This is a genomic window from Streptomyces sp. NPDC048277 (assembly GCF_040652235.1).
Taxonomy (GTDB): domain Bacteria; phylum Actinomycetota; class Actinomycetes; order Streptomycetales; family Streptomycetaceae; genus Streptomyces.
This window is the reverse complement of the sequence record NZ_JBEZLQ010000005.1, coordinates 26,551-52,266: the sequence shown is the minus strand read 5'-3', so window position 1 is coordinate 52,266 and position 25,716 is coordinate 26,551. Positions and strand designations below refer to the sequence as shown.

The 25,716-nt window shown below is 70.3% G+C and carries 18 protein-coding genes; 15 read left to right on the top strand and 3 right to left on the bottom strand.

The annotated features are described in order from the left end of the window. Positions 1 to 38: 38 nt before the first annotated feature. Both AB0D85_RS13110 and AB0D85_RS13105 read right to left on the bottom strand, forming a co-directional pair. Positions 39 to 1,823: a sulfatase-like hydrolase/transferase gene (locus tag AB0D85_RS13110; protein ID WP_362318151.1), complete on the bottom strand. Its 1,785-nt coding sequence runs from the start codon at positions 1,821 to 1,823 to the stop codon at positions 39 to 41. Positions 1,824 to 1,983: 160 nt separating this feature from the next. Continuing rightward, entirely contained in the window at positions 1,984 to 4,650 is a 2,667-nt protein-coding gene (locus AB0D85_RS13105) for an FAD/NAD(P)-binding protein (RefSeq protein ID WP_362318148.1), read from the bottom strand. 299 nt (positions 4,651 to 4,949) lie between these two features. On the opposite strand from AB0D85_RS13105, the gene AB0D85_RS13100 reads away from it, so the two are divergent. The 3 genes from AB0D85_RS13100 (at position 4,950) to AB0D85_RS13090 (ending at position 8,699) form a co-directional block, all read left to right on the top strand. Then, entirely contained in the window at positions 4,950 to 6,197 is a 1,248-nt protein-coding gene (locus AB0D85_RS13100) for an Ig-like domain-containing protein (RefSeq protein ID WP_362318145.1), read from the top strand. Positions 6,198 to 6,376: 179 nt separating this feature from the next. Beyond that, positions 6,377 to 7,786, top strand: coding sequence for a glycoside hydrolase family 16 protein (locus AB0D85_RS13095; protein ID WP_362318142.1), 1,410 nt, complete (start codon positions 6,377 to 6,379; stop codon positions 7,784 to 7,786). Positions 7,787 to 8,180: 394 nt separating this feature from the next. Continuing rightward, positions 8,181 to 8,699 (top strand): transglycosylase SLT domain-containing protein, encoded by a 519-nt coding sequence (locus AB0D85_RS13090; RefSeq protein WP_362318139.1) that lies wholly within the window; start codon positions 8,181 to 8,183, stop codon positions 8,697 to 8,699. Between the two features lie 364 nt (positions 8,700 to 9,063). Here AB0D85_RS13090 and AB0D85_RS13085 read toward each other — a convergent pair whose 3' ends face one another. Further along, positions 9,064 to 9,963 (bottom strand): AraC family transcriptional regulator, encoded by a 900-nt coding sequence (locus AB0D85_RS13085; protein ID WP_362318136.1) that lies wholly within the window; start codon positions 9,961 to 9,963, stop codon positions 9,064 to 9,066. A 145-nt stretch (positions 9,964 to 10,108) separates the two neighbouring features. Here AB0D85_RS13085 and tkt point away from each other — a divergent pair, with 145 nt between their 5' ends. From tkt to AB0D85_RS13025, 12 genes are all read left to right on the top strand, one after another. Beyond that, a complete protein-coding gene (tkt, locus tag AB0D85_RS13080) occupies positions 10,109 to 12,187 on the top strand; it encodes a transketolase (RefSeq protein ID WP_362318133.1) in 2,079 nt (692 codons plus the stop codon). Positions 12,188 to 12,219: 32 nt separating this feature from the next. After that, positions 12,220 to 13,362, top strand: coding sequence for a transaldolase (gene tal / locus AB0D85_RS13075; protein ID WP_362318130.1), 1,143 nt, complete (start codon positions 12,220 to 12,222; stop codon positions 13,360 to 13,362). Further along, on the top strand, positions 13,362 to 14,930 hold the full coding sequence (gene zwf / locus AB0D85_RS13070) for a glucose-6-phosphate dehydrogenase (RefSeq protein ID WP_362318127.1): 1,569 nt from the start codon (positions 13,362 to 13,364) through the stop codon (positions 14,928 to 14,930). The genes tal and zwf overlap by 1 nt, the downstream gene beginning before the upstream one ends. After that, the gene (opcA, locus tag AB0D85_RS13065) at positions 14,927 to 15,868 is read left to right on the top strand and encodes a glucose-6-phosphate dehydrogenase assembly protein OpcA (protein ID WP_362318124.1); all 942 of its coding nucleotides are present in this window, start codon (positions 14,927 to 14,929) and stop codon (positions 15,866 to 15,868) included. Before zwf ends, opcA begins: the two co-directional genes overlap by 4 nt. Continuing rightward, entirely contained in the window at positions 15,861 to 17,501 is a 1,641-nt protein-coding gene (gene pgi, locus AB0D85_RS13060) for a glucose-6-phosphate isomerase (protein ID WP_362318122.1), read from the top strand. Before opcA ends, pgi begins: the two co-directional genes overlap by 8 nt. 6 nt (positions 17,502 to 17,507) lie before the next feature. Further along, positions 17,508 to 18,386, top strand: a complete 879-nt coding sequence (gene gnd / locus AB0D85_RS13055; RefSeq protein ID WP_362318119.1) for a phosphogluconate dehydrogenase (NAD(+)-dependent, decarboxylating) — start codon at positions 17,508 to 17,510, stop codon at positions 18,384 to 18,386. A gap of 6 nt (positions 18,387 to 18,392) precedes the next feature. Next, positions 18,393 to 18,986: a histidine phosphatase family protein gene (locus AB0D85_RS13050; RefSeq protein ID WP_362318116.1), complete on the top strand. Its 594-nt coding sequence runs from the start codon at positions 18,393 to 18,395 to the stop codon at positions 18,984 to 18,986. Positions 18,987 to 19,215: 229 nt separating this feature from the next. Further along, the gene (locus AB0D85_RS13045) at positions 19,216 to 20,466 is read left to right on the top strand and encodes an ROK family protein (protein WP_362318113.1); all 1,251 of its coding nucleotides are present in this window, start codon (positions 19,216 to 19,218) and stop codon (positions 20,464 to 20,466) included. 19 nt (positions 20,467 to 20,485) lie between these two features. Continuing rightward, positions 20,486 to 22,321, top strand: a complete 1,836-nt coding sequence (locus AB0D85_RS13040; protein ID WP_362318110.1) for a glycoside hydrolase — start codon at positions 20,486 to 20,488, stop codon at positions 22,319 to 22,321. Between the two features lie 261 nt (positions 22,322 to 22,582). Continuing rightward, on the top strand, positions 22,583 to 23,848 hold the full coding sequence (locus tag AB0D85_RS13035; RefSeq protein ID WP_362318107.1) for a sugar ABC transporter substrate-binding protein: 1,266 nt from the start codon (positions 22,583 to 22,585) through the stop codon (positions 23,846 to 23,848). Positions 23,849 to 23,868: 20 nt separating this feature from the next. Next, entirely contained in the window at positions 23,869 to 24,837 is a 969-nt protein-coding gene (locus tag AB0D85_RS13030; RefSeq protein ID WP_362318104.1) for a sugar ABC transporter permease, read from the top strand. Continuing rightward, positions 24,834 to 25,700 (top strand): carbohydrate ABC transporter permease, encoded by an 867-nt coding sequence (locus AB0D85_RS13025; RefSeq protein WP_362318101.1) that lies wholly within the window; start codon positions 24,834 to 24,836, stop codon positions 25,698 to 25,700. Before AB0D85_RS13030 ends, AB0D85_RS13025 begins: the two co-directional genes overlap by 4 nt. Positions 25,701 to 25,716: the final 16 nt, after the last annotated feature.

The window sequence follows — 25,716 nt, the reverse complement described above, 5'->3', positions numbered from 1 at the left end:
ACACGTGATCGATTCGGGGCCCCGACGGAGACGTTCCGTCAGCCGACCGCCGCCGTGGCGGTGTACGTCACCTCGTCGTCCGCGTGGTGGGCCGTGCCCCGGCAGGTGAGCGTCGTGGCGGTGGAGACCTGGGGGCGGGTGACCCGCCAGTGGGCCGTGAGGTGTTCGCCGGGGTCCAGGCGGGTCGCGGTGGCCGCGTCCCGTGCGTGGACCAGCCAGCCGCTGGGGGCGTCGAGGGTGAGCCGGGCGGCCTGCCAGGGGCGTGCGGAGCCGTTCGCGAGCGTGGCGGTGACCGTGAACTCCACTCCCCGGCCGGTGACTTCGAGGGTCACCCCGAAGGGTCTGCGCGGGTACACCGGCGCCCACGACTCGTGCATCAGCTTCACCAGGGCGTCCGCCTGGGCGGGCCGTGCGGCGGCGAGGTCGTGCTCCTCGCCGGGGTCGCGGGCGAGGTCGTACAGCTCTACGTTCCACTGGTCGTCCGGGGCGCTCAGGCTCCGTCCCGGCGCGAACCGGATCGCCTTGAGGTCGCCGCGCCGCAGCGCCTCGGCGAGCCGGTCGCCCCGGCCGTGGTCGACGGCGTTCTGGCGTGCGGTGACGCCCGCGTGGTTGCGGTAGAAGTACAGGCTGTCGTGGTGGGCGGTGTGCGGGGAGCCGCGCAGCAGCGGGGCGATGGAGAGGCCGTCGACGTCCGTCGGGGCGGGCGCGCCCGCGAGCTCGGCGAGGGTGGGCAGCAGGTCGGTGAGCGGGGTGGGCCGGTCCGTGGTGCCGGTCGGGACGTGCTTCGGGGACCAGGCGATGAAGGGGACGCGGATGCCGCCCTCGTACAGGTTCCGCTTGTAGCCGCGCAACGGACCGTTGCCGTCGAAGAGATCGGGGTCGGTGCCGGCCTCCTCGTGCGGTCCGTTGTCGCTGGAGACCAGGACGATGGTGCGGTCCGCGAGGCCGAGTTCGGTGAGCCGGTCGGTGATGGCGCCGACCATGGTGTCGAAGGAGGTCACCTGGGCCGCGTGCCGCTCGTTGGGGCCGGTCCAGGGGCGGTCGGCGTACTCGCCGGTGTGCGGGTCCTTGCTCGGGGCGTGCGGCAGGGTCGGGGCGAGGTAGAGCAGGAACGGCTCGCCGCGGTGGGCGTGCAGGAAGCCGAGCGCACGTTCGGACATGAGGTCGGGGGCGTAGACCTTCTGCGCGCCGCCCTTGTTGGCGGGGATCTCCTCGCGGCTGCCGTTGTGCCACAGGTACTCGGGGAAGTAGTCATGGGCGTGGTGGTGGGTGAGGTAGCCGTAGAACTCCTCGAAACCACGCGCGTTGGGATGGCTCGGCTGGTCCGGGGCGTTGGGGCCGAAGCCCCACTTGCCGATCAGGCCGGTGCGGTAGCCGAGCGCCTTGAGCGCCTCCGCGAAGGTGAAGTCCTTCTCGGTGAGGGCGCCCTGGCCGCCCGGTCCGAACGGGTTGTTCCGCACGGTCGCGTGCCCGCTGTGCAGGCCGGTGAGCAGCGAGCAGCGTGAGGGCGCGCACACCGGGGCGGGCGCGTAGGCCTGGGTGAAGCGCAGGCCCTCGGCGGCGAGGGCGTCCAGGCGCGGGGTGTGCATCAGCTGCTGGCCGTAGGAGCCGAGTTCGCCGTAGCCGAGGTCGTCGGCGAGGATCACCACGAAGTTGAGCCGGTCCGACGGGCCCGGCGCGGCGGATGCGGCCGCGGCGGGCTCGACGGTGTGCTTGGCCTGCCGGGCGGGCTGTGCCCGGTCCCCGTCCTCGCACGCCGTGACCGCCGCGAGCGCGACGGGCGCGGCGGCGGCCCCGGTGAGGAAACGGCGGCGGCTGGGCATACGGGTCCCCCGGAGTGACGGCGGTGCGTGGTCCTGAGCCGAGCTCTGTCTCGACTCCGGAGAGGGCGTTTCCGGCCCGGAGGTTCCCTCTCCACGACATGAGAATGATCGCAGACGGCCGCCGGGGACCCGTATGCCCCCGGCGGCCACCGCGCACCGCTCAGGAGGGCAGCGCCGCCCGCAACCTGCGGTCCCGAGGCGCCGGTTTGCGGTCCAGCCGGGTGTCCAGGAGCCGCCGGGCCGCGTCGCAGCGGCCGGCCGCGACGAGGGCGTACAGCAACGTCTCCTCCACGACCTCGCGTTGGGCCGCGCTGCCGCCGACCCGGCGCAGCACCGGCAGCAGCGCGTCGAGCCCCCGGGCCGCCTCGTGGAAGCGCTCCTCGACCAGCGCCGCGAGGGCCTCGCACAGCGGTGCGATCACCTCCCGCTGCACGGGATCGGCGCCGGCCGCGTGGTCGCGCAGCCGGTGCAGCGCCGGCAGATCCCCGGCGGCGGTGAGGGCGACGGCCGCGTGCAGCGCGGTGAACGCGGTGGCGGGCCGCTCCAGTACCTCCCGGGCCACCGAGTCCAGCACGTCCGCCGTCGGCAGCTCCCCGTCCCAGCTGTCGCTGAGCCGGGCCCGCCACAGCAGCGAACCCGAGTCCACCAGCGCCCGCATCCCGCGCACCCGGCCCGGCGCCAGCTGGGTGAACCAGCGACGGCGTACGGCGGCCGGGTCGTCCAGGGCGAGTTCGTGCAGGGCGATGTGCCAGGAGAAGTGCGCCCGGTGCACCGCGCCCCGCCCGCGCCCGGACACCCATCCGTCGAGCCAGTCCCGGCCCGCCTCGTGCGCGCCGGACTCGTAGTGGACGTGTGCCAGGGCGTGCACCGCGTGCCCGGAGGCGGGCTCGGCGGCGAGCGCGCGGTGGGCCAGTTCGCCCGCCTCGTGCAGCCGTCCCTCCTCCTGGCGCAGGAAGGCGAGCAGCGAGGTGTGGAACCAGTGTCCGTCGTACGCGGGCGAGGTCAGTTCGAGCAGCCCCAGGGCGTCGTCGTCGTGCAGATCACCGACTCCGGAGAACGCGATGGTCGGCACGGCCGCCGCGAGTGCCAGCGCGTCCCCCGGGTGCTCCCGCAGATGCCGTACGAGGGCCTCGTCCCCGTCGTCGCCGGCCACCCGGCGGGTGACCACCGCCACGAAGGACCGCTCCCGTTCGTCGGAGCGCTCGCGGGCCGCGCGCTGGGCGTCGGCGAGGGCGCGGGGCACGTCGACGGCGGCGGCGCACTCGTGGCCCAGCAGGGCGAGTGCCGCGTGGCCGAGGGCGAAGCCGGGGTCGAGGGCGACCGCGCGGGCGAAGGCACCCTCGGCGCCGGAGCGCACCTTGAGCACCCGGTCGAGACCGCCTCGGTAGGCGGCGGCCGCCTCGGCGTGGGTGGAGAGGGGCAGTCCATGGCCGTCGACGGGCCGCCGGGAAGCCCGCCCGTGCCCCGGCACGGGCAGCAGCCGCTGGGCCAACTCGGCGGCCTGGACGCGGATTTCGGGGATGGCGGTGGTCTCCCACAGCTCGCCCCGGCGCGGCGCGCCGAGCGTGAACAGGGGGCGCGCGGTCCGGCCCCGGGCGTCGAGGAGCTGTCCGTCGCGGGTGGCCGCGCCCATGCCGAGCGGGCCGGGGACGGCCAGGCCGGAGCCGAACAGGGCCTGCCACAGGGGCGAGTCGAGACGCCGGCCCGGTCCGGTGCAGTCGATCACCCAACCGGTGTGCAGCGCCTGCCCGTTGGACAACTCGACCGTGAGGGGGCCGTGTTCGGCGCCGGTGACCCGGACGACCGTACCGGTGTGCACCCGCAGCCGGCGGGCGGTGCGGGCGCGGGAGACGTGTTCGGCGGTGGCGGGGGCCATCCGGTGGCGGTGGCTGTTCCACAGGGCGCCCTCGCGGGCCAGGAACTCCTCGCGCTCCTCGGGGGTGAGGCTGCGCCACAGCCGTGCGGTGTGCGGGCGGAGGCTGTCCAGGCCGGGGCGCCAGTCGCCGTGGGTGCGGACGGAGCGGCTCACCTGGCGGTAGACCGCGCGGCGCAGCCGGCCCAGCGAGGTGTCGTCGAGGCCGTCCGGGGCGGGCATCGCGCCGGACGGGCCGAGGGCGTGCGGCTGGGGCAGCAGTCCGCTGCGGGAGAGGGCGTGCACGGTGCGGCCGGGGCGGTCGAGGGTGAGGGCGAGGTCCACGGCGGTCAGTCCGGTGCCGACCAGGAGGATGTCGTCGGGGCTGTCCCGCACCGGGTCCAGGGCGCCCGGGGACCAGGGGGTGGCGATGAAGCGGGGCGAGGTGCGCAGGGCGGGCGGGGCCCACCCGGCGGTGGCGCCCGCCGGTCCGGTGGCGAGGACCGCGCTGTCCGCCACCAGGCGTCCCCCGTCGGCCAGATGGAGTTCCACCCGTCCGTCGGGGGTGCCGGTACAGCTCTCCGCGCGGGTGCGCAGCCGGCGCACGGCGACCGTGCCGTGGGCGCGGACGAGGGCCTGGCCGAGGGTGTCGGCGAGGTAGGCGCCGTAGCGGTAGCGGGTGGCGAAGTCGGCGCCGGTGACGGCGGGTTCGCCGTGCCGGCAGAGCCAGCGGACGAAGTGCCCGGGGTCGTCCGGGTAGGCGCTCATGTTGCCCGCGGGCACGTTGAGGCGGTGCCGGGGGTCGCGGGTGGCGTAGGCGCCGCCCCGGCCCGCCTCCGGGGCCGGGTCGATCAGGACGAGGTCGAGCGGAGTCCGGCGGCGGTGCGCCGTCTCGCAGAGCTGGACGGCGGTGAGGGCACCCGCCGCTCCTGCTCCCACGATGGCCACACTGTGCCGCTTGCGGACGTCGGTCACGGAATACCTCCGGCGGGTCGGCGTACTGCTTCTCTACTATTCCGATCGGGTAGATGGGGAAGCCTTTCCGGGAGGGGGATCTCACCGGAAACTCAGGCCGCCGGTCGGGCGTTCATACTCTGTTCACGAAGGAAGGCGAGGACAACCCGGGTTCCGGCCGACTCGCCCCGGGGCGGGAAAGAGGGATCACGGGGCTCCTTCATCGGAATCTCAGGGACCACCCCCGCGATTCAAAGGAACCACCCATACAACCGGCGCAGGATGCCCTGACACAGGTGGACAAGTCAGGAAGGCGTGTCGTGGGCGTCCAGCACATATCGAACCGGTCCGGACGGCAGTCGGGGAAGTGGTCCCGGCGCGGGATCCTCACCGCTCTCGGCGTGGTGCCCGCGGGGGCGGCGCTGGCCGGATGCAGTTCCTCCGCCGACGCCTCGGCCTCGACGGACGGGAAGGGCGCGACGGCCTCCGCGAAGTCCGCGACCAAGAAGGCGACGATCACGGTCACGCCCGTCTCCGGTACCAGGAAGGCCGACTTCGCCAGCCCGGTCGAGGTGACGGTGGCCGACGGCACGCTGGCCTCCGTGACGGTCGCGGGCAACGACGGCTCGACGCTGTCCGGCACCTTCAACGACGCGAAGACCAAGTGGACGTCGGCGAAGAACCCGTACTCGGGCACGAAGTACACGGTGACCGCGAAGGCGCAGGGCGCGACCGACGAGACGGTGGCCACCTTCACCACGAAGTCCCCCGGCGAGACCTTCGTCGGCTACTTCACGCCCGAGGCGGACTCCACGTCCGGTGTCGGCATGCCGGTGTCGATCAACTTCACGCATGCCGTGACGGACCGCGCGGCCGTCCAGAAGGCGATCACCGTGACCGCCGAGCCGGCGGTGGAGGTCGTCGGGCACTGGTTCAGCGACACCCGGCTCGACTTCCGTCCGGAGACGTACTGGGCGAAGGGCACCAAGATCACGCTGAGTCTCCGGCTGAAGGACGTCGAGGGCCAGGACGGCGTCTACGGCGTGCAGTCCAAGGACGTCACCTTCCACATCGGCCGCGAGCAGATCAGCACCGTCGACCTGTCCACCAAGCAGATGGTCGTGAAGCGGGACGGCGCCACCTACGCCAGCTACCCGGTCTCCGGCGGCAACGCCCAGCACACCACCTGGTCCGGGATCATGGTGATCAGCGAGCGGTTCAAGCAGACCCGGATGGAGTCCTCCACGGTCGGCCTCGGCGACGAGTACGACATCTCCGACGTCCCGCACGCCCAGCGCCTGACCACCTCCGGCACCTTCGTGCACGGCAACTACTGGGCGTCCACCTCGGTCTTCGGCAGCGAGAACACCAGCCACGGGTGTGTCGGCCTGCACGACGCCAAGGGCGCGAGCGACTCCTCGGTCGCGGGCTACAAGTTCTACGAGAGCTCGATGATCGGCGACGTGGTGATCGTCAAGAACTCCGGGGAGAAGACCGTCGAGGCCTCCAACGGCCTCAACGGCTGGAACCTGTCCTGGTCGGACTGGAAGGCCGGCAGCGCGGTCTGACACCCGGGCGCGCCTTCAGTGCGTGAACTCCGTGGGGAGGCAAGGAGATTCTTTGTTTTAACTCTTGACGACCGGAGGCACGGAGAGCACATTGGGCCCACTTTGAGAGCGCTCTCAATCTGGTCCGGCGCTCTCAGGGGCACCCCGCACACCCCCACTCCGTACCCGAGAGGCACCCCATGAGTGAAACCTCCGGTATACCCCCTGCGGATCACAGACGGCGGCGCCCGGTCCGCCGCGCGCTCATCGCCGCGTTCGCCACCGTCGGCCTGGCGGTCACGGCCGCCACCACCGCGACCCTCCCCGCCAGCGCCTCGGCGCCCAGCGTGCCGTCCGGCTGGAGCCAGGTCTTCCTCGACGACTTCAACGGCAGCGCCGGCACCGGCGTCAACACCTCCAACTGGCAGTACGACACCGGGACTTCCTACTCCGGCGGCCCCGCCAACTGGGGCACCGGCGAGGTCGAGACGATGACCTCCAGCACCTCCAACGTCGCCCTGGACGGCAACGGCAACCTGGACATCACCCCGGTGCGCGACTCGTCCGGCAACTGGACGTCGGGCCGGATCGAGACCACCCGCACCGACTTCCAGCCCCCGGCCGGCGGCAAGCTGCGCGTCGAGGCCCGCATCCAGATGCCGAACGTGACCGGCACCGCCGCCTACGGCTACTGGCCGGCGTTCTGGATGCTGGGCGCGCCCTACCGGGGCAACTACCAGAACTGGCCGGGCGTCGGCGAGCTGGACATCATGGAGAACGTCCAGGGCCTGAACAAGGTCTGGGCGACCATGCACTGCGGCACCAGCCCCGGCGGCCCCTGCAACGAGACCACGGGGCTGGGCAATTCGACCGCCTGCCCCAACACCACCTGCCAGTCCGGCTTCCACACCTACACGATGGAGTGGGACCGCTCGGTGAGCCCCGAGGCGATCCGCTTCTACGTCGACGGCGTCAACTACCAGACGGTCACCTCCAGCCAGGTCGACGCCACCACGTGGGCGAACGCGACGAACCACGGCTTCTTCGTGATCCTGAACGTGGCGATGGGCGGCGGCTTCCCGGACGCCTTCGGCGGCGGCCCGACCAGCGCCACCGAGTCCGGCCACCCGATGGTCGTGGACTACGTCCAGGTGCTGTCGGCCAGTGGGAGCGGTACCACGACCCCGCCCACCGGCAGCCGGGACGCCTACAGCGCCATCCAGGCGGAGTCCTACGACAGCCAGTCCGGCGTCACCGCCGAGACCACCACGGACACCGGCGGCGGCCAGGACATCGGCTACATCGCCAACGGCGACTGGGCGCTCTACAAGGGTGTGGACTTCGGATCCACGGCGGCCACCCAGTTCTACGCACGGGTGGCGAGCGGCGCGGCCTCCGGGGTGAGCGGCCTGGTCCAGGTCCGGCTCGACAGCCCCTCCAACGCCCCCATCGGCAGTTTCTCGGTGGCCAATACCGGCGGCTGGCAGACCTGGACGACGGTCCCGGCCAACATCAGCTCGGTGACCGGCACGCACGACGTCTACCTGACCTTCTCCAGCGGACAGTCGGCGGACTTCGTGAACGTGAACTGGTTCGACTTCGGCCACTGACACCGGCCGGGCAGGCGCCCCGCGAGCAGGGTCTCGCGGGGCGCCTTCCACCCCGGATTCCGCCCCTCCGGAGGGCTGGAACGCGTGACGCCACCCATAGGAGCCAGATCACATCCTATGCGCGACCGTAGCCGCGAAACGCCCTGAACAGGAACTAAAGACTATATAAGTAGCATTTCGGGCATTCTCTCCTAAGTTGGGTAGTACGTCACATCATTGCGCCCCGGGCCGCCCGCCGCTAACCATTGCTGTCGTCGCCGGGAGACGGGCGATGGACCGAACGGGATCCCCCACCAGGTCCGCCCACTCTCGACCGCGGCCCGCGGCTCGCACCACGCGATCGTCGGCCGCAGCCGACACCGACGATGCCCCCCAACCGGAGGATTGCTTTTCCATGACCACGAACACCCGCACCCGCATCGCCCGCCTGCGCACCATCGGCCTCACCGGTCTCGCCACCACCGGCGCCGCGGCCGCCGCCCTCACCCTGATGCCGGCGAACGCACAGGCCGCCGAAGCGACGCAGGCGCACGTGTCCACCGCGGTCACCGCCTCCGGCCACAGCCACACCGCCGCGCAGAAGTCCGGCTCCGGCAACAACCTCGACGGCTGGATCAAGCAGTCCCTGCAGATCATGAAGGCCAAGGGCATTCCGGGCAGCTACGAGGGCCTCAAGCGCAACATCATGCGCGAGTCCGGCGGCAACCCGACCGCCCAGAACAACTGGGACGTCAACGCCAAGGCCGGCACCCCCTCCAAGGGCCTGCTGCAGGTCATCGACCCCACCTTCAACGCCTACCACGTGACCGGCACCGCCCACAGCGTCACCGACCCGGTGGCCAACATCACCGCGGCCGCCAACTACGCCGCCCACCGCTACGGCTCGATCGACAACGTCAACTCCGCGTACTGACCCGGATTCCGGGCAGCCGCCGGCGCACCGCCGCCCCACAGGGGCGAAGCCGGAGCCGGCACATCGGGCGGGCGCACGGACACAGGTCCGCGCGCCCGCCCGCGCGGCGTATCCAGCGCGGCTTATCCCACCCCGCCGCACCCCCCTACCCGCCGACCGCCCGGCGACGCGACAACGCACCGCGCCCGCCGCCCCCGGCAAGAGCCGGCCGTCCGCCGGGGTGGACCCCCCTGGAAGCCACAGCCGACCGACCTGGCGCACCCCCGCGGTCCTCGCACCCCCACGATCCCCACGGTCCTCTCTCCCTCACCCCCCCGCGGCCCTCTCTCTCCCCCCCGCGGCCCCACAGCCCCGCACCCCCGCCCTAGCGCAGCTCCGCCCGGAACCCCACCGGTGTCTGTCCGGTGTGCAGCTGGAAGAACTTCGAGAAGTTCGCCGCGTCCGGGAAGCCGACCGCCGCGCCCACCCGGCCGATCGGCAGGTCCGTGTGGGCCAGCAGGCGCTTCGCCTCCAGGACGACCCGCTTGTCGATGAAGCCCTTCGGGGTCTCCCCGGTCGCGGCGCGGACCGCGCGGACCAGGGTGCGGCGGGAGTAGCCGAGGGCGTCCGCGTAGGCGCTGACGCTGTGGTTGGTGGCGAAGTCCTTCTCCACCGCGTCCCTGAAAAGGGTGAATGTCGTATCGGCCTGGCGCCGGGCCGCCTCCGCCGAGCTGGCCGCGAGATGGGCGAGCCGCAGCAGGAACGCGGTGAGGGAGTGCCGCAGGACCGAGGTGTGCAGGCTCAGCGGGAGGGTCGCGTTGTCCTCGTACTCGCGTTGCAGGTGGGCGAGGGACGCCTGGAGCGCGGCGAGCTGGGCCGGGTCGGGGCGGAGCAGGGGCGGCAGGTCGTAGCGGTAGAGGCCGGTCGCCTCCACGATGGCCCGCGGCAGGAATCCGGGCTGCATGGACAGGACGGTCCCCCGGTACACGCACGTCGGCGAGAAACGGTGCACCTGGCCGGGGCGGATCCACAGCAGGTCACCGGCTTGCGCCTGGTACTCGGCGAAGTCGACCATGTGGCGGACCGGGCCCTCGGTGAAGAGCATGACCACATGGAAGTCGATGCGGTGGACGCGCTCCAGCGGGGCGTCGGAGGCGTGCCAGCGGCGCCCGGTCCCCATCGGGCCGACCTGTATGCCGACACCGCCGACGCTCAGATCCACCGGGAAGGGGAAGGTTCTGATTCCGTCACCGTCGCCTGCCCGGTCGGGCGTTCTGTCCGCCATGTCCTTCTCGTGCCGTCCCTGTCGAAGATCCGTGTCCCACTTTCACCACAGGCTGACACACTCCAACCTTCCCTCTCAAAAGTCAGACTTTTACTTTTGAACGCGTCAGGCCAGCCGGCACGCTTCAAAAGAGGACTTCTTGAAGATGAGCACGCAGACATCGGACAGCTTCGAGTGGACCGACCTGGACCGGCGTGCCGTGGACACCGCGCGCCTCCTCGCGGCCGACGCCGTGCAGCGGGTCGGCAACGGGCACCCCGGCACGGCGATGAGCCTCGCCCCGGCCGCGTACACGATCTTCCAGAAGCTGCTGCGGCACGATCCCGCCGACCCCGAGTGGACCGGCCGGGACCGTTTCGTCCTCTCCCCCGGGCACACCTCGCTGACCCTCTACACCCAGCTGTTCCTCGCCGGGTACGAGCTGGAGCTGGACGACCTCAAGGCCTTCCGGACGCACGGCTCGAAGACCCCGGGCCACCCGGAGTACGGCCACACGGCCGGCGTCGAGACCACCACAGGACCCCTCGGCCAGGGCGTCGCCAACGCCGTCGGCATGGCGATGGCCGCCCGCTACGAGCGCGGCCTCTTCGACCCCGAGGCCCCCGAGGGCACCTCCCCCTTCGACCACACGGTCTGGGCGATCGTCTCCGACGGCGACCTGGAGGAGGGCGTCTCCGCCGAGGCCTCCTCGCTGGCCGGCCACCAGAGGCTCGGCAACCTGGTCTTCGTCTACGACGACAACCACATCTCCATCGAGGGCGACACCGCGACCGCCTTCTCCGAGGACGTGCTGAAGCGCTACGAGGCCTACGGCTGGCACACCCAGCGCATCGAGCCGACCGCCGAGGGTGATGTCGATGTTCACGCCTTGTACACAGCATTGAAGGCCGCGCAGGCCGAGACCGGGCGCCCCTCGATCATCGCGATGCGCACGATCATCGCCTGGCCCGCCCCGAACGCGCGGAACACCGAGGCCTCCCACGGCTCCGCGCTCGGCGCGGACGAGATCGCCGCCACCAAGCGCGTCCTCGGCTTCGACCCGGAGCGGAGCTTCGAGGTCGCCGACGAGGTACTGGCCCACACCCGCCGCGCCCTGGACCGGGGTGCCGAGGACCACGTGGCCTGGGACAAGCGGATCGCCGAGTGGCGCACCGCGCGGCCCGAGCACGCCGCGCTCTTCGACCGGGTCGTGGCCGGCCAGCTCCCCGAGGGCTGGGAGTCCGAGCTTCCCGTGTTCGAGGAGGGCAAGGCGGTCGCCACCCGTGCCGCCTCCGGCAAGGTCCTGCAGGCGCTCGGCCCGGTGCTGCCGGAGCTGTGGGGCGGCTCCGCCGACCTCGCGGGCTCCAACAACACCACCATCGACAAGACGTCCTCCTTCCTGCCGAAGGGCAACCCGCTCCCCGAGGCGAACCCGTACGGCCGTACCGTCCACTTCGGCATCCGCGAGTTCTCGATGGCCGCCGAGATGAACGGCATCGCCCTGCACGGCAACACCCGCATCTACGGCGGCACCTTCCTGGTGTTCTCCGACTACATGCGCAACGCCGTCCGGATGTCGGCCCTGATGCAGCTGCCCGTGACCTACGTCTGGACGCACGACTCCATCGGTCTCGGTGAGGACGGCCCCACCCACCAGCCGGTCGAGCACCTGGCCGCGCTGCGCGCCATCCCGGGCCTGAACGTCGTCCGCCCGGCCGACGCCAACGAGACCGCGGCGGCCTGGGCCGAGATCCTGAAGAGGCACGCCACGCACCCCGCCCCGCACGGGCTCGCGCTGACCCGCCAGGGCGTGCCGACGTACGCGCCGAACCCGGACGCGGCCAAGGGCGGCTATGTGCTGCGCGAGTCGTCGACCGAGACCCCGGAGGTGGTCCTGATCGCCACCGGTTCCGAGGTGCACCTCGCCGTCGCGGCGCGTGACCTCCTGGAGGCCGAGGGGACCGGCACCCGGGTGGTGTCGATGCCGTCCGTGGAGTGGTTCGAGGAGCAGCCCCGCGAGTACCGCGACAGCGTCCTGCCGCCGGCCGTGAAGGCCCGGGTCGCCGTCGAGGCCGGGATCGGCCTGACCTGGTACCGCTTCGTCGGCGACGCCGGACGCATCGTCTCCCTGGAGCACTTCGGTGCCTCCGCCGACGCCGGGACCCTGTTCGCCGAGTTCGGCTTCACCCCCGAGAACGTGGCCGCCGCGGCCCGCGAGTCCCTCGCCGCCGTCCGCACCGCCTGATCCACCAGCCAGAAACAGTTCAGTAAGGGAAGATGATCACTGTGACCGAAGCAACCGCCACCGCGGGAGCACTCAAGCGCCTCTCCGACGAGGGCGTCTCGATCTGGCTGGACGACCTGTCGCGCAAGCGGATCAGCACCGGCAACCTCGCCGGGCTCGTCGCGACGAAGAACGTCGTGGGCGTCACCACCAACCCGTCGATCTTCCAGGCCGCGATCGGCTCGGGTGAGGGGTACGAGGAGCAGCTCGCCGACCTCGCCGTGCGGGGCGTCACGGTCGACGAGGCCGTGCGGATGATGACCACGCAGGACGTACGGGCCGCCGCCGACGTGCTGCGCCCGGTGCACGACACCACGGACGGCCGGGACGGCCGGGTCTCCATCGAGGTCGACCCCCGCCTGGCCCACCACACGGCGGCCACGGTCGCCGAGGCCAGGCAGCTGGCCTGGCTGGTCGACCGACCCAACGTGATGATCAAGATCCCGGCGACCAAGGCCGGTCTCCCGGCGATCACCGAGGTCATCGCCCAGGGCATCAGCGTCAACGTCACGCTGATCTTCTCCCTGGAGCGCTACCGCGAGGTCATGGCCGCCTACCTGGCCGGCCTGGAGCAGGCCGCCGCCAAGGGCCTGGACCTCGCCCGCATCCACTCCGTGGCCTCCTTCTTCGTCTCCCGCGTCGACGCCGAGATCGACAAGCGGCTGACGGTCCTCGGCACGGACGAGGCCCTCGCGCTCAAGGGCAGGGCGGCGCTGGCGAACGCGCGGCTCGCGTACGAGGCGTACGAGCAGGTCTTCGCCGGCGACCGCTGGACGTCCCTGGAGTCCGCGGGCGCGAACCCGCAGCGCCCCCTGTGGGCCTCCACCGGTGTGAAGGACCCGGCGTACAAGGACACCCTCTACGTCGACGAGCTGGTCGCGCCCGGCACCGTCAACACCATGCCGGAGGCGACGCTGAACGCGACCGCCGACCACGGCGACATCCACGGCGACACGGTGACCGGCGGCTACGGGCAGGCCCGCGCCGACCTGGCGGCCGTCGAGAAGCTCGGTATCTCCTACGACGAGGTGGTGGCGAAGCTGGAGGACGAGGGCGTCGCCAAGTTCGAGGTGGCCTGGCAGGACCTGCTGGACGCCGTCACGAAGTCCCTGGACAGCAAGGGAGTTGACGCGTAATGAGCGAGACCGCCAAGGAGGTGCGGGTGCCGGTGGTGCCCGCCGCCGACTGGGACAACCCGTTGCGGGACGCGCGCGACCGGCGCCTGCCGAGGGTGGCGGGCCCGTCGGGGCTGGTCATCTTCGGGGTGACCGGTGACCTGTCCCGCAAGAAGCTGATGCCGGCGATCTACGACCTGGCCAACCGCGGCCTGCTGCCGCCGGGCTTCTCGCTCGTCGGCTTCGCCCGCCGGGACTGGGCGGACCAGGACTTCGCGCAGGTCGTCCATGACGCGGTGCGCGAGCACTCCCGGACCCCGTTCCAGGAAGAGGTCTGGCAGCAGCTCGCCGAGGGCATGCGGTTCATCCCCGGCGACTTCGACGACGACACCGCGTTCAAGCAGCTCAAGACGGCCGTGGACGAGCTGGACTCGTCCCGGGGCACCGGCGGCAACTTCGCGTTCTACCTCTCCGTGCCGCCGAAGTTCTTCCCGAAGGTCGTCCAGCAGCTGAAGAAGGTCGGTCTGGCAACCCCGCCCGAGGGCTCCTGGCGACGGGCGGTCATCGAGAAGCCGTTCGGCCACGACCTGGCGTCGGCGCAGGACCTCAACGCGGTCGTGCACGACGTGTTCGACCCGGACCAGGTGTTCCGCATCGACCACTACCTGGGCAAGGAGACCGTCCAGAACATCCTGGCGCTGCGCTTCGCCAACCAGATGTACGAGCCGATCTGGAACCGGTCGTACGTCGACCATGTGCAGATCACCATGGCCGAGGACATCGGCATCGGCGGCCGGGCGGGGTACTACGACGGCATCGGCTCGGCCCGTGACGTCATCCAGAACCATCTGCTCCAGCTGATGGCGCTCACCGCGATGGAGGAGCCGATCGCGTTCGACGCGGACGCGCTGCTCACCGAGAAGCTGAAGGTGCTGAAGTCGGTGCGGCTGCCGGAGGACCTGGGCGGGCACACCGTGCGCGGGCAGTACGCCGAGGGCTGGCAGGGCGGCGAGAAGGTCATCGGCTACCTCGAAGAGGACGGCATCGACCGCAGGTCGAAGACCGACACCTACGCGGCCGTCAAGCTGGGCATCGACAACCGCCGTTGGGCGGGCGTCCCGTTCTACCTGCGCACCGGCAAGCGGCTGGGCCGCCGGGTCACCGAGATCGCGGTCGTCTTCAAGCGGGCCCCGCACTCCCCGTTCGACTCGACGGCCACCGAGGAGCTCGGCTCCAACGCGATCGTCATCCGGGTCCAGCCCGACGAGGGCATGACCGTCCGGTTCGGCTCCAAGGTGCCGGGCACCTCGATGGAGATCCGGGACGTGACGATGGACTTCGCGTACGGCGAGTCGTTCACGGAGTCCAGCCCGGAGGCGTACGAGCGGCTCATCCTGGACGTGCTGCTCGGCGACGCCAATTTGTTCCCTCGTCACCAGGAAGTGGAAGAGTCCTGGAAGATCCTCGACCCGATCGAGACGTACTGGGCAAAGCATGGTAAGCCCGCACAGTACGAGTCCGGCAGCTGGGGACCGAAGGAAGCCGACGAGATGCTCGCACGAGACGGACGGAGCTGGCGCAGGCCATGAAGATCGACCTGACCGACACCACGGCAAGCAAGATCAACAAGGCGCTGGTGCAGGGTCGCCGCGCCATCGGCACCCCTGCCGTGGGCATGGTCCTGACGATGGTGATCGTCACGGACGAGGAGAACGCCTACGACTCGATCAAGGCGGCCGAGGAGGCCTCGCACGAGCACCCCTCGCGCACCCTGGTCGTCATCAAGCGGCACGCCCGCACCCTGCGCGACCGCACCTCCTCGCGCCTGGACGCGGAGGTCCGGGTCGGCTCCGAGGCCGGCACCGGCGAGACGGTCGTGCTGCGGACCTACGGCGATGTCTCCGACCACGCCGACTCGGTGGTGCTGCCGCTGCTGCTGCCGGACGCCCCGGTGGTCGTGTGGTGGCCGGTGGAGGCCCCCGACACCCCGTCCGAGGACCCGCTGGGCGCGCTGGCCCAGCGCCGGATCACCGACCTGTACGCGGTCGAGCGGCCGATGCAGGTCCTGGAGACCCGCGCCCGCAACTACGCGCCCGGCGACACCGACCTCGCCTGGACCCGGCTGACCCTGTGGCGGTCCATGCTGGCGGCCGCCCTCGACCAGGCCCGGGTCGACGTGACCTCGGCGGCCGTCGAGGCCGAGGCGGACAACCCCAGCGCCGAACTCCTCGCCCGCTGGCTGGAGGCCCGTCTGAAGGTCAAGGTGGACCGCGTGGTCTCCCCCGGCCCGGTCGTCACGAAGGTACGGCTGGGCACCGCCGCCGGCGAGATCGTCATCGACCGCCCCGAGGGCCCGCTGGCCACCCTGACCCTGCCGGGCCAGCCGTCGCGCACCCTGGCCCTCAAGGTCCGCGGCACCTCCGAACTCATCGCCGAGGAACTCCGCCGCCTCGACGCCGACGAGATGTACGCCATCGCCCTGCGGGGCGAGGGCACCGGCTCCAAGGAGACCGCTTCCCATGCCTGACACTCCCCGGCTCACCCGGCGGCCCGAGTGGACCGCCCTGGAGGACCACCGCGCCGAGGGCCGGCCGGTCCTGCGTGAGCTGTTCGCGACGGACCCGGCGCGCGCCGAGCGGTACGTCGTCCGCGTCGGCGACCTGTACATCGACTACAGCAAGCACCTGATCACGGACGAGACCCTCGCCCTGCTCCAGGAACTGGCCTCCGCCACCGACGTGTTCGGGCTGCGGGACGCGATGTTCCGGGGCGAGAGGATCAACATCACGGAGCGGCGGGCGGTCCTGCACACCGCGCTGCGCGCCCCGCGTGACACGGTGGTCGAGGTCGACGGCGTCGATGTCGTCCCGGCCGTGCACGCCGTACTCGACAGGATGGGCGACTTCGCCGAGCGGGTCCGCTCGGGCGAGTGGACCGGTCACACCGGCAAGCGCATCAGGAATGTCGTCAACATCGGCATCGGCGGCTCGGACCTCGGTCCCGCGATGGCGTACGAGGCCCTCCGCGCCTACACCGCACGGGAGTTGACGTTCCGTTTCGTGTCCAACGTGGACGGCGCCGACCTGCACGAGGCGACCCGCGACCTGGACCCGGCGGAGACCCTGTTCATCGTCGCGTCGAAGACGTTCACGACGATCGAGACGATCACCAACGCCACCTCCGCGCGCCAGTGGCTGCTCGACGGGCTGGACGGCGAGGACAAGGCGGTCGCCAAGCACTTCGTGGCGCTGTCGACCAACTCCGAGAAGGTGTCGGACTTCGGCATCGACACGGCCAACATGTTCGAGTTCTGGGACTGGGTCGGCGGCCGCTACTCGTACGACTCCGCGATCGGGCTGTCGCTGATGATCGCCATCGGCCCGGACCGGTTCCGCGAGATGCTCGACGGGTTCCGGCTGGTCGACGACCACTTCCGCACCGCCCCGGCCGAGGCCAACGCGCCTCTGCTGCTCGGCCTGTTGGGCGTCTGGTACGGCAACTTCTTCGACGCCCAGTCGCACGCGGTGCTGCCGTACTCGCACTACCTCTCCAAGTTCACGGCGTATCTCCAGCAGCTGGACATGGAGTCCAACGGCAAGTCGGTGGACCGGGACGGGCATCCGGTGGACTGGCAGACGGGTCCCGTGGTGTGGGGCACGCCGGGCACCAACGGCCAGCACGCGTACTACCAGTTGATCCACCAGGGCACGAAGCTGATCCCGGCGGACTTCATCGGCTTCGCCGAGCCGGTGGCCGAGCTGAGCGGTGAACTCAAGGCGCAGCACGACCTGTTGATGGCGAACTTCTTCGCCCAGACCCAGGCGCTGGCCTTCGGCAAGACGGCGGAGGAGGTCCGCGCGGAGGGCGTCCCGGAGGAGCAGGTCGCGCACCGCACCTTCAGGGGCAACCACCCGACGACGACGATCCTCGCCCGCGAGCTCACCCCGTCCGTCCTCGGCCAGCTGATCGCCCTCTACGAGCACAAGGTGTTCGTCCAGGGCGCCGTCTGGAACATCGACTCCTTCGACCAGTGGGGCGTGGAACTGGGCAAGGTGCTCGCCAGGCGCATCGAGCCCGCCCTGACCGAGGGCGCCGACGTGCCCGGCCTCGACCCGTCCACCACCGCCCTCGTCTCCGCGTACCGCACGCTTAGGAAGTGAACTGACATGCAGATCGGACTGATCGGTCTCGGCAAGATGGGCGGCAACATGCGCGAGCGGATCCGCCGCGCTGGGCACACCGTCATCGGCTACGACCGCAACCCGGACGTCTCCGACGTCAAGTCCCTGGAAGAACTGGTCGAGCAGCTCGACGCCCCGCGCGTGGTGTGGGTGATGGTCCCGGCGGGCCACGCCACCCAGTCCGTCGTCGACGAGCTCAAGGACCTGCTGTCCGAGGGCGACACCGTGGTCGACGGCGGCAACTCCCGCTGGACCGACGACGAGAAGCACGCGGCCGAACTCGCCATCAAGGGCATCGGCTTCGTCGACGCCGGCGTCTCCGGCGGTGTGTGGGGCCTGCAGAACGGCTACGCCCTGATGGTCGGCGGCGACAAGCAGCACGTGGAGCGGCTCCAGCCGGTCTTCGAGGCGCTCAAGCCGGAGGGCCCGTACGGCTATGTCCACGCCGGCAAGGTCGGCGCCGGGCACTTCTCCAAGATGGTCCACAACGGCATCGAGTACGCCATGATGCAGGCCTACGCCGAGGGCTGGGAGCTGCTGGAGAAGGTCAAGTCCGTGGACAACGTCCGCGAGGTCTTCCGCTCCTGGCAGGAGGGCACCGTCATCCGTTCCTGGCTGCTCGACCTCGCGGTCAACGCCCTGGACGACGACGAGCACCTGGACAAGCTGAAGGGGTTCGCACAGGACTCCGGCGAGGGCCGCTGGACCGTCGAGGCGGCCATCGACAACGCGGTGCCGCTCCCGGCGATCACCGCCTCCCTGTTCGCCCGGTTCGCGTCCCGCCAGGACGACTCGCCGCAGATGAAGATGATCGCGGCGCTGCGCAACCAGTTCGGCGGCCACGCCGTCGAGTCGAAGGAGTAGGGCGCCGTGGGGGACCTCCTCCTGGTCCGCCACGGTGAGACGGAGTGGAGCCTGTCGGGACAGCACACCAGCTGGACCGACCTGCCCCTCACCCAGCACGGTGAGGAACAGGCCAAGTCCCTCGCCCCGCTCCTCACCGACCGGACCTACGCACTGGTACTGGCCAGCCCGCTGGGCCGCGCGATACGCACGGCCGAACTGGCCGGCCTCACCGGGATCGTGACCGACCCCGACCTGCACGAATGGGACTACGGCGGCTACGAGGGCATCACCACGGCGGAGATCCACCGCTCCCGCCCCGACTGGTACCTGTGGACCGACGGCGTCCCGCCCGGCCCGGAGGGCCACCCCGGCGAGTCGCCGGAGCGGATCGGGGCCCGGGCCGACCGGGTGCTCGCCGGGCTGGACGCGGCGCTCGCCCGCGACGACGGCGATGTGGTGCTCGTGGCCCACGCCCACTTCCTGCGCGTCCTGACCGCCCGCCGGCTGGGGCTGCCGCCCGCCGAGGGCCGGCTGTTCCAGCTGGCGACCGGGACGGTCAGCCGGCTGTCCATGGAGCACGGCTGGCCCGTGATCACCGAGTGGAACCGGATGCCCTGATCGGCCTCGCGACGGCCCGCCAGTGACAACTGGCGGGCCGTTTCGGCGTCTTGGGGAGGTGGCCGAACGACAGCAGTACCACCCGCCTGGTACCCGCCTGCTGCCCGGATGTTTCTACGGCCCCTTTCCTAACCCCTTGTCGAAAGTCCTGTGAAGCCCATAGCCTTGCGCCGCGCCGGTGCCGTCGTACGCCCCGGCCCGGTCGTGACGGGATGGGAGGGGCAGCCGAGTGAAGCGCACATCGCGTGACATCCGCACCGCGAACCGCTACGAGGTGCTGCGCCAGATCATCGCCCAGTCCCCCACCTCCCGGCAGACCCTGGCGGCCGCCACCGGACTGAGCGTCGCCACGGTCGCCACCCTGGTCGGCGAGTTGCTCGACCTCCGGATGATCACCGAGGTCGGCTTCGAGGACTCCGCGGGCGGCCGCCCCCGGGGGCTCGTGGCCGTCCACACGGCGGGCGGCGCGCTGATCGGCGTCGACATGGCCGAGACCTACGTCCGGGTGGAGCTGTTCGACCTGGGGCTGAACGTGCTGGCCCGGGCCGAGGAGGACATGCGCCCCGGCGAGCACCGCCCCGAGCAGGCGGTCGCCCATGTCGCCACGGCCGTCGGCTCGGTGGTCGCCCAGGCCGGTGTGGAGGGTGCGCGGGTGCTGGGCGTCGGGGTGAGCGTGCCGGGGCAGGTGGACCGGGACACCGGGATCGCCGAGTACGCGCCCAACTGGGACTGGCACGACGTGCCGTTGCTGGACCTGCTCGCCGAGCACATCGCCTACCCCCTCTACCTGGACAACCCGTTGCGGGCGAGCGCGGTGGCCGAGCTGTGGTTCGGGGCCGCGCGCGGGCACGAGGACGCCGTGGTGGTGAACCTCGGGACCGGGGTGGGGGCCGGGCTGGTGCTGGCCGGCGGGCTGTACCGGGGGGTGAGCAACAGCGCCGGGGAGTGGGGCCATACGACTCTCGTCCTGGACGGGCGGCTGTGCCACTGCGGCAACCACGGCTGCGTCGAGACGTACGTCGGCGCCCCCGGCATCATGCTCAACCTGCGCGAACTCAGCCCGCGCAGCACGCTGTTGCACCCGGAGGACCAGACGGCCACCATCGACGCCCTGACCCACGGGGTCGCGGCGGGCGATCCGGTGGCGGTCAAGGTCGTCCGGGACACGGCCCGTTACCTGGGCGCGGGCATCTCGGACCTGGTGAACCTGTACAACCCCGAGGTGGTCGTGCTCAGCAGCTGGGTCGCCAGGAAGCTGGGCGCACCGCTGCTCGACGAGGTGCGCGACGCCGTCCGGCGGCACGCGCTCAAACGGCCGTTCGCGGCCACCGAGATCGTCCTCTCCCCCATCCCCACCGACCCGGTGTGCCTGGGCGCGGCCACGTTCGCGCTGGAGGGTGCCCTGCAGTCGGTGGGCCAGCGGACGGTGAGACGCACCGTCACCACCGCAAGGAGCCGTAGTACCGCACGACCCGTATGACGACGGAAGGGATGCCGTTTTGTCGCGCACCAAGAGATCGGTCCTCGCCACGGCCGCAGCCGCACTGGCCGTGACCGGGGCCCTGATCAGCTCCCCGCCCGCGAACGCCGCCGACACCGCCACCGCCGCCGAGGTCTCCCCGCATGCCGCGCAGACCATCGACGACATCGGCGCCTCGGGCGCCTGGTGGGTCAACGACCTGCAGCACTTCACCCCCGAGGTGCAGGCCCGGGTGGCGAAGCTGCTGTTCTCGAGGCAGGGCCTGAACCTGAGCTCGTACCGCTACAACATCGGCGGTGGCGGGGTCGCGGTCACCACCCCGGCCCGGGCCGCCGAGGACTTCCTGAACTCCGACGGCTCCTACGACTGGAGCAGGGACAAGGGCGGGCAGACGTTCCTCAGGTACGCCGCGAAGTACGGCGTCCAGGACCTGATCGGCTTCGTCAACAGCGCGCCCGCCCAGTGGACCACCAACGGGCAGAGCTGTGGCGGCCAGTTGAAGACGGAGAACGAGACCGACTACGCGAAGTACGTCGCCGACGTCACCGACCACTTCGCCCGCCAGGGCGTGAAACTGGACTACATCAGCCCCTTCAACGAGCCGGACAACGACTTCGGTTCGTGCGGCCAGGAGGGCATGAAGGTCACGGTCGACCAACGCGACGACATCGTGCGGGCGTTGGGCGCCGAGCAGCAGGCCCGGCACCAGAAGACGTCCATCATCGCGGACGAGTCGAGCCAGACCACCCAGTTCGTCTCCGAGCTCCCGCAGTGGATCTCGCAGCCCGACACCGCGCAGTACGTGTCCGCGCTCGCCCACCACACGTACAACAACCCGAACGACGGCCAGCTGGGCAACGTCTACGAGACGTCGAGGTCGGTCGGCAAGAAGTCCTGGGCCTCGGAGATCTGCTGCTTCGGCAAGGGCTCGACGGGCTGGAACCAGGAGTACGACCCGACCATCGACAACGCCCTGCTGATGTCGAGGATCATCTACAAGGACTTCGCGAGCGCCCACGACTCGGCGTTCCAGTGGTGGGTGGCCCTGGCCAGCGGCTACGGCACCGACCCGTACGCCAAGAACGACGTCGGCTGGAACGACGGCCTGATCTACTACGACCCCGACTACGCGACGAACGGCAACCAGACGCTGTACTTCACCAAGCGGTACTACGCGCTCGGCCAGTACAGCAAGTTCGTCACGCCGGGCTCGGTCGCGCACAACGTGACCGGGGCGCCGGACGGGGTCGAGGTGTCGGCGTACGACCGGGGTGGCAAGTGGGTGGTCGTGGTCAACAACCACAACACCACCGACACCCCGCTGAGTCTGCACTTCAACAGCGGCACACCGGTGCGGGCCGCCCAGGCGGTCCGGACCTCGGCCACCGAGGACTGGGCCAAGGTCGCGAAACCGACGGTGAGTTCGGGGACGGTCTCCGCGACCCTCGCCGCGCGCTCCATCACGACGTACGTCTTCGACCAGAAGGGACACGGCAGTTCGGCCGTGACCGGTGCGCTGGCGGGCAAGCAGTCCGGCAAGTGCCTGACCGCCGACGCCTCCGGGGCCGCCCTCGCCACCTGCACGGGCGCCGACGGCCAGTCCTGGTCCTACGACGCGAAGGGCACCCTGAAGGGCGCAGGCGGCTATCTGACGGCGTCGGGTTCAGGCCTGACGACCGTCGCCGACCGCACCGGTGACGCGAGCCAGCGCTGGCTGCTGAACGCCAACGGCCAGATCCTCAGCGAGGCGTCCGGCAAGTGCCTGGACGTGAGCGGCCAGGCCACCGCCGACGGCAGCAAGGTGATCCTCTACAGCTGCAACGGCGGCGCCAACGAGGCCTGGGCCAGGCAGTAACGAACCCCGCACCCCACCGACCGAGGGCCGCCGGCCCCTCCCTGACCCGGCGGCCCTCAACTTCCCCTGCATTCCCTTCTGTTCGTCATCCCGAACCGGGTACAACGTTTCGCGCAGACTTCGTCCAACCTCTTGCCGAAGTATTAGCCGAAGGTTAACGTCCCGCTCCGCAGCGCAATTTCAGCCATCGGATTTCCGAGGTTTTCAGGGCCTCGCACGGCCGCAGGGCCGCGGCCGCACTCGACAGACAAGGACGTCAGCATGTCGGCACTGAGCAACAACAACTGGTCCCGCCGGTCCCTCTTCCGGGCGGCGGCGGGCATGGCCGCCGCCGGCACGCTGGCCGCGTGCGGCGGCAACAACGGCAGAGGCGGGGGCAGCGGTTCGGGCACCCAGCTCACCCAGTACTTCCACGCCTACGGCGAGGCGGGGACCGAGCAGGCCCTCAAGCGCTACGCGGCGGCGTACAAGAAGGCCGACGTGAGCACCAACTGGATCACGGGCAACAACTTCGAGTCCGCGCTCTTCGCCGCCCTGCTCACCAAGAAGGCACCCGACGTCTTCGAGTTCCACCCGCAGCTGCAGCTGGTCAAGTCCGGCCAGGTGGCCGACCTGAGCGACATCATCGACCCGGTCAAGGACGACTTCAACCCGAACGACATCAACTCCCACACGGTCGACGGGAAGATCTACGGGATCCGGATGATCGACGACCCGCAGTTCTTCTACTACCGCAAGTCGATGCTGGAGAAGGCGAAGGTCGACGTTCCGACCACCCTCGACGAACTGATCGAGGCCGCCGCCAAGCTGACCACCAGCAAGGTCAAGGGCATCTTCCTCGGCAACGACTTCAGCGCGATCCAGAACGTCATCATCTGGTCCGCCGGCGCCGACACCATCAGCGACAAGAACGAGATCGCCTACCACACGGACGGCGTCGTCGGCGGCCTCAAGCAGCTTCGCAAGCTGTTCACCAGCGGCAACGTGCTCCTGGACGCCCCGACCGACTTCTGGGACCCGTCCTCCCTCAACCAGGGCCTGTGCGCCATGCAGTGGGGCGGCATGTGGTCCATGCCCGCGATGCAGCAGGCCCTCGGCGACGACCTCGGCATCTTCCCGTTCCCGAAGATCGGCAGCGCCGGCAAGCAGTCCGTCTACAACGGCGGCTGGTCGATCTTCGTCAACGCCAAGGGCAAGAACGTCGACGCGGCCAAGGAATACGTCAAGTGGCTGTGGATCGACCAGAAGCAGTACCAGGAGGACTGGGCCACCTCGTACGGCTTCCACATCCCGCCGCGCACCTCGATAGCCCAGTCGGCCACCAAGCTCAAGTCGGGTCTGGCGGCCGAGGGCGTGAAGCTCTTCACCGACTACGGCCACTTCGACAACATCGCCTACGACCAGACCATGCAGACCGCGTTCGCCGAGGTGATCGCGTCCTCCGTCCGTAAGAACGGCGACCCGGAGGCGGCGCTCGACACCTGCGACAAGAAGGTCAACGTCGAGCTCAAGAAGCTCTTCGGATAGGCAGCCGGGAAGACCACGACATGTCGACCACCACCACACGCGGGGTCGCCCAGCCCGCCCCGGCCAAGGCCTCCCAGGCCCGGCCGCGGCGGGGCCTGCGGGGCAACCCGACCGTCAACTTCTGGCTCTTCACCGGGCCCTTCCTCATCGGCCTGGCGGTCTTCGTCTTCGTGCCGATCGTCTGGAGCGTCTGGCTCAGCTTCTTCGACGCCCGCTACACCGTCACGCCGAGCCATTTCATCGGCTTCGACAACTACAAGCAGATCCTCACCAACAGCGATTTCCCCGACTCGCTGGTGACCTTCTCGGTGTTCGCCGCGTTCATCGTGCCGACCACCTGGGCGCTGTCGCTGGGGCTCGCGCTGCTGGTCAACCGGCTGCGGTTCATGCGCGCGTTCTTCCGGTCGGTGTTCTTCCTGCCGACCGCCGTCTCGTACGTGGCAGCCGCCCTCATCTGGAAGATGTCCATCTTCAGCGGTGTCCGCTTCGGACTCGCGAACACGGTCATCGGCTGGTTCGGCGTCGACAACATCGCCTGGGTGTCCAACCCCACTCCGCCCTGGTACTGGCTGGTCATCGTGAGCCTGCGCCTGTGGATCCAGTCGGGCTTCTACATGATCCTGTTCCTGGCGGCGCTCCAGAACATCCCCGCCGAGCTCTACGAGGCCGCCGCCATCGACGGCGCCAAGCCGGGCTGGCAGACCTTCCGGCACATCACGCTGCCGCAGCTGCGGGCCACCTCGACCGCGGTGATCCTGCTGCTGCTCATCGCCGCCTACCAGGCGTTCGACGAGTTCTTCAACATCATCGGGCAGAAGGCGACCTGGGCGCAGACCCCGCTCATGATTCTCTACAAGTCGGCCCTCGGCACCAGCCAGGACTACGGCGCAGGCAGCGCGGGAGCGGTCATCCTCTCCCTGCTCATCTGCCTCGTCACCCTGGTCCAGGGCAAGTTCATGGGCTTCGGAAGGGGGGAGGAGTCCAAGTGACCACCACCGCACCTCAGGCCGTCAAGCGGCGCAGGAAGGGCCGGGGCGTCCTCGGCAACACGGGGCTGTACATCGCCGTCGGCGTCGCCGCCCTGCTCTTCCTCATCCCCTTCTACCTGATCGTCCGCAACGCGCTCTCCACGGACCTGGAGATCACGGGCGAGAACTGGAAGGTGCTGCCCTCCTTCCAGTGGGGCAACATCAGCGAGCTGTTCAGCGACCCCACGGTCGACTTCGGCCAGTCCATGGTGAACTCGCTGGTCGTCGCCGTCCTGACCACCTTCGGCACCCTCCTGGTGTGCTCCCTGGCCGGCTACGGCCTGGCCCGGATCCCGTACAAGCACGCCAACAAGGTCTTCTACGCGGTCCTGGCGACCCTGATGGTCCCCACGGCCGTCACCTTCGTGCCCAGCTTCGTGCTGGTCTCGTCCCTCGGCTGGGTGGACACCTACCGCGGTCTGATCATCCCGGGCCTGTTCAGTGGTTTCACCTGCTTCCTTTTCCGGCAGTACTTCCTCGGATTCCCGAAGGAGCTGGAGGAGGCGGCACGCGTGGACGGGCTCGGCTACTGGGGCGCGTACTGGCGGATCGTCGTCCCCAACTCGCTGAACTTCTTCGCAGCGATCGCCACGATCACGTTCATCAGCGCCTGGAACTCCTTCCTGTGGCCGCTGGTCATCGGCCAGGACCCGAGCTCCTGGACGGTACAGATCGCGCTCTCCTCCTTCATGACCAACCAGACCGTCAACTTCCATCTGATCTTCATGGCCACCGCCATCTCCATCCTGCCCCTGGTGTTCGTCTTCCTCTTCCTCCAGCGCTGGCTGGTGCAGGGGATCGCGCAGACCGGCATCAAGGGCTGACACCGCACACTCACGA

Bases quoted from the DNA above. Each gene is read 5' to 3' on its own strand.
- opcA (WP_362318124.1), top strand. From the start codon at position 14,927: ATGAAGATCGACCTGACCGACACCACGGCAAGCAAGATCAACAAGGCG.
- AB0D85_RS13030 (WP_362318104.1), top strand. From the start codon at position 23,869: ATGTCGACCACCACCACACGCGGGGTCGCCCAGCCCGCCCCGGCCAAG.
- AB0D85_RS13110 (WP_362318151.1), bottom strand. From the start codon at position 1,823: ATGCCCAGCCGCCGCCGTTTCCTCACCGGGGCCGCCGCCGCGCCCGTC.
- gnd (WP_362318119.1), top strand. From the start codon at position 17,508: ATGCAGATCGGACTGATCGGTCTCGGCAAGATGGGCGGCAACATGCGC.
- AB0D85_RS13035 (WP_362318107.1), top strand. From the start codon at position 22,583: ATGTCGGCACTGAGCAACAACAACTGGTCCCGCCGGTCCCTCTTCCGG.
- AB0D85_RS13090 (WP_362318139.1), top strand. From the start codon at position 8,181: ATGACCACGAACACCCGCACCCGCATCGCCCGCCTGCGCACCATCGGC.
- pgi (WP_362318122.1), top strand. From the start codon at position 15,861: ATGCCTGACACTCCCCGGCTCACCCGGCGGCCCGAGTGGACCGCCCTG.
- tal (WP_362318130.1), top strand. From the start codon at position 12,220: ATGATCACTGTGACCGAAGCAACCGCCACCGCGGGAGCACTCAAGCGC.
- AB0D85_RS13085 (WP_362318136.1), bottom strand. From the start codon at position 9,963: ATGGCGGACAGAACGCCCGACCGGGCAGGCGACGGTGACGGAATCAGA.
- AB0D85_RS13095 (WP_362318142.1), top strand. From the start codon at position 6,377: ATGAGTGAAACCTCCGGTATACCCCCTGCGGATCACAGACGGCGGCGC.
- zwf (WP_362318127.1), top strand. From the start codon at position 13,362: ATGAGCGAGACCGCCAAGGAGGTGCGGGTGCCGGTGGTGCCCGCCGCC.
- tkt (WP_362318133.1), top strand. From the start codon at position 10,109: ATGAGCACGCAGACATCGGACAGCTTCGAGTGGACCGACCTGGACCGG.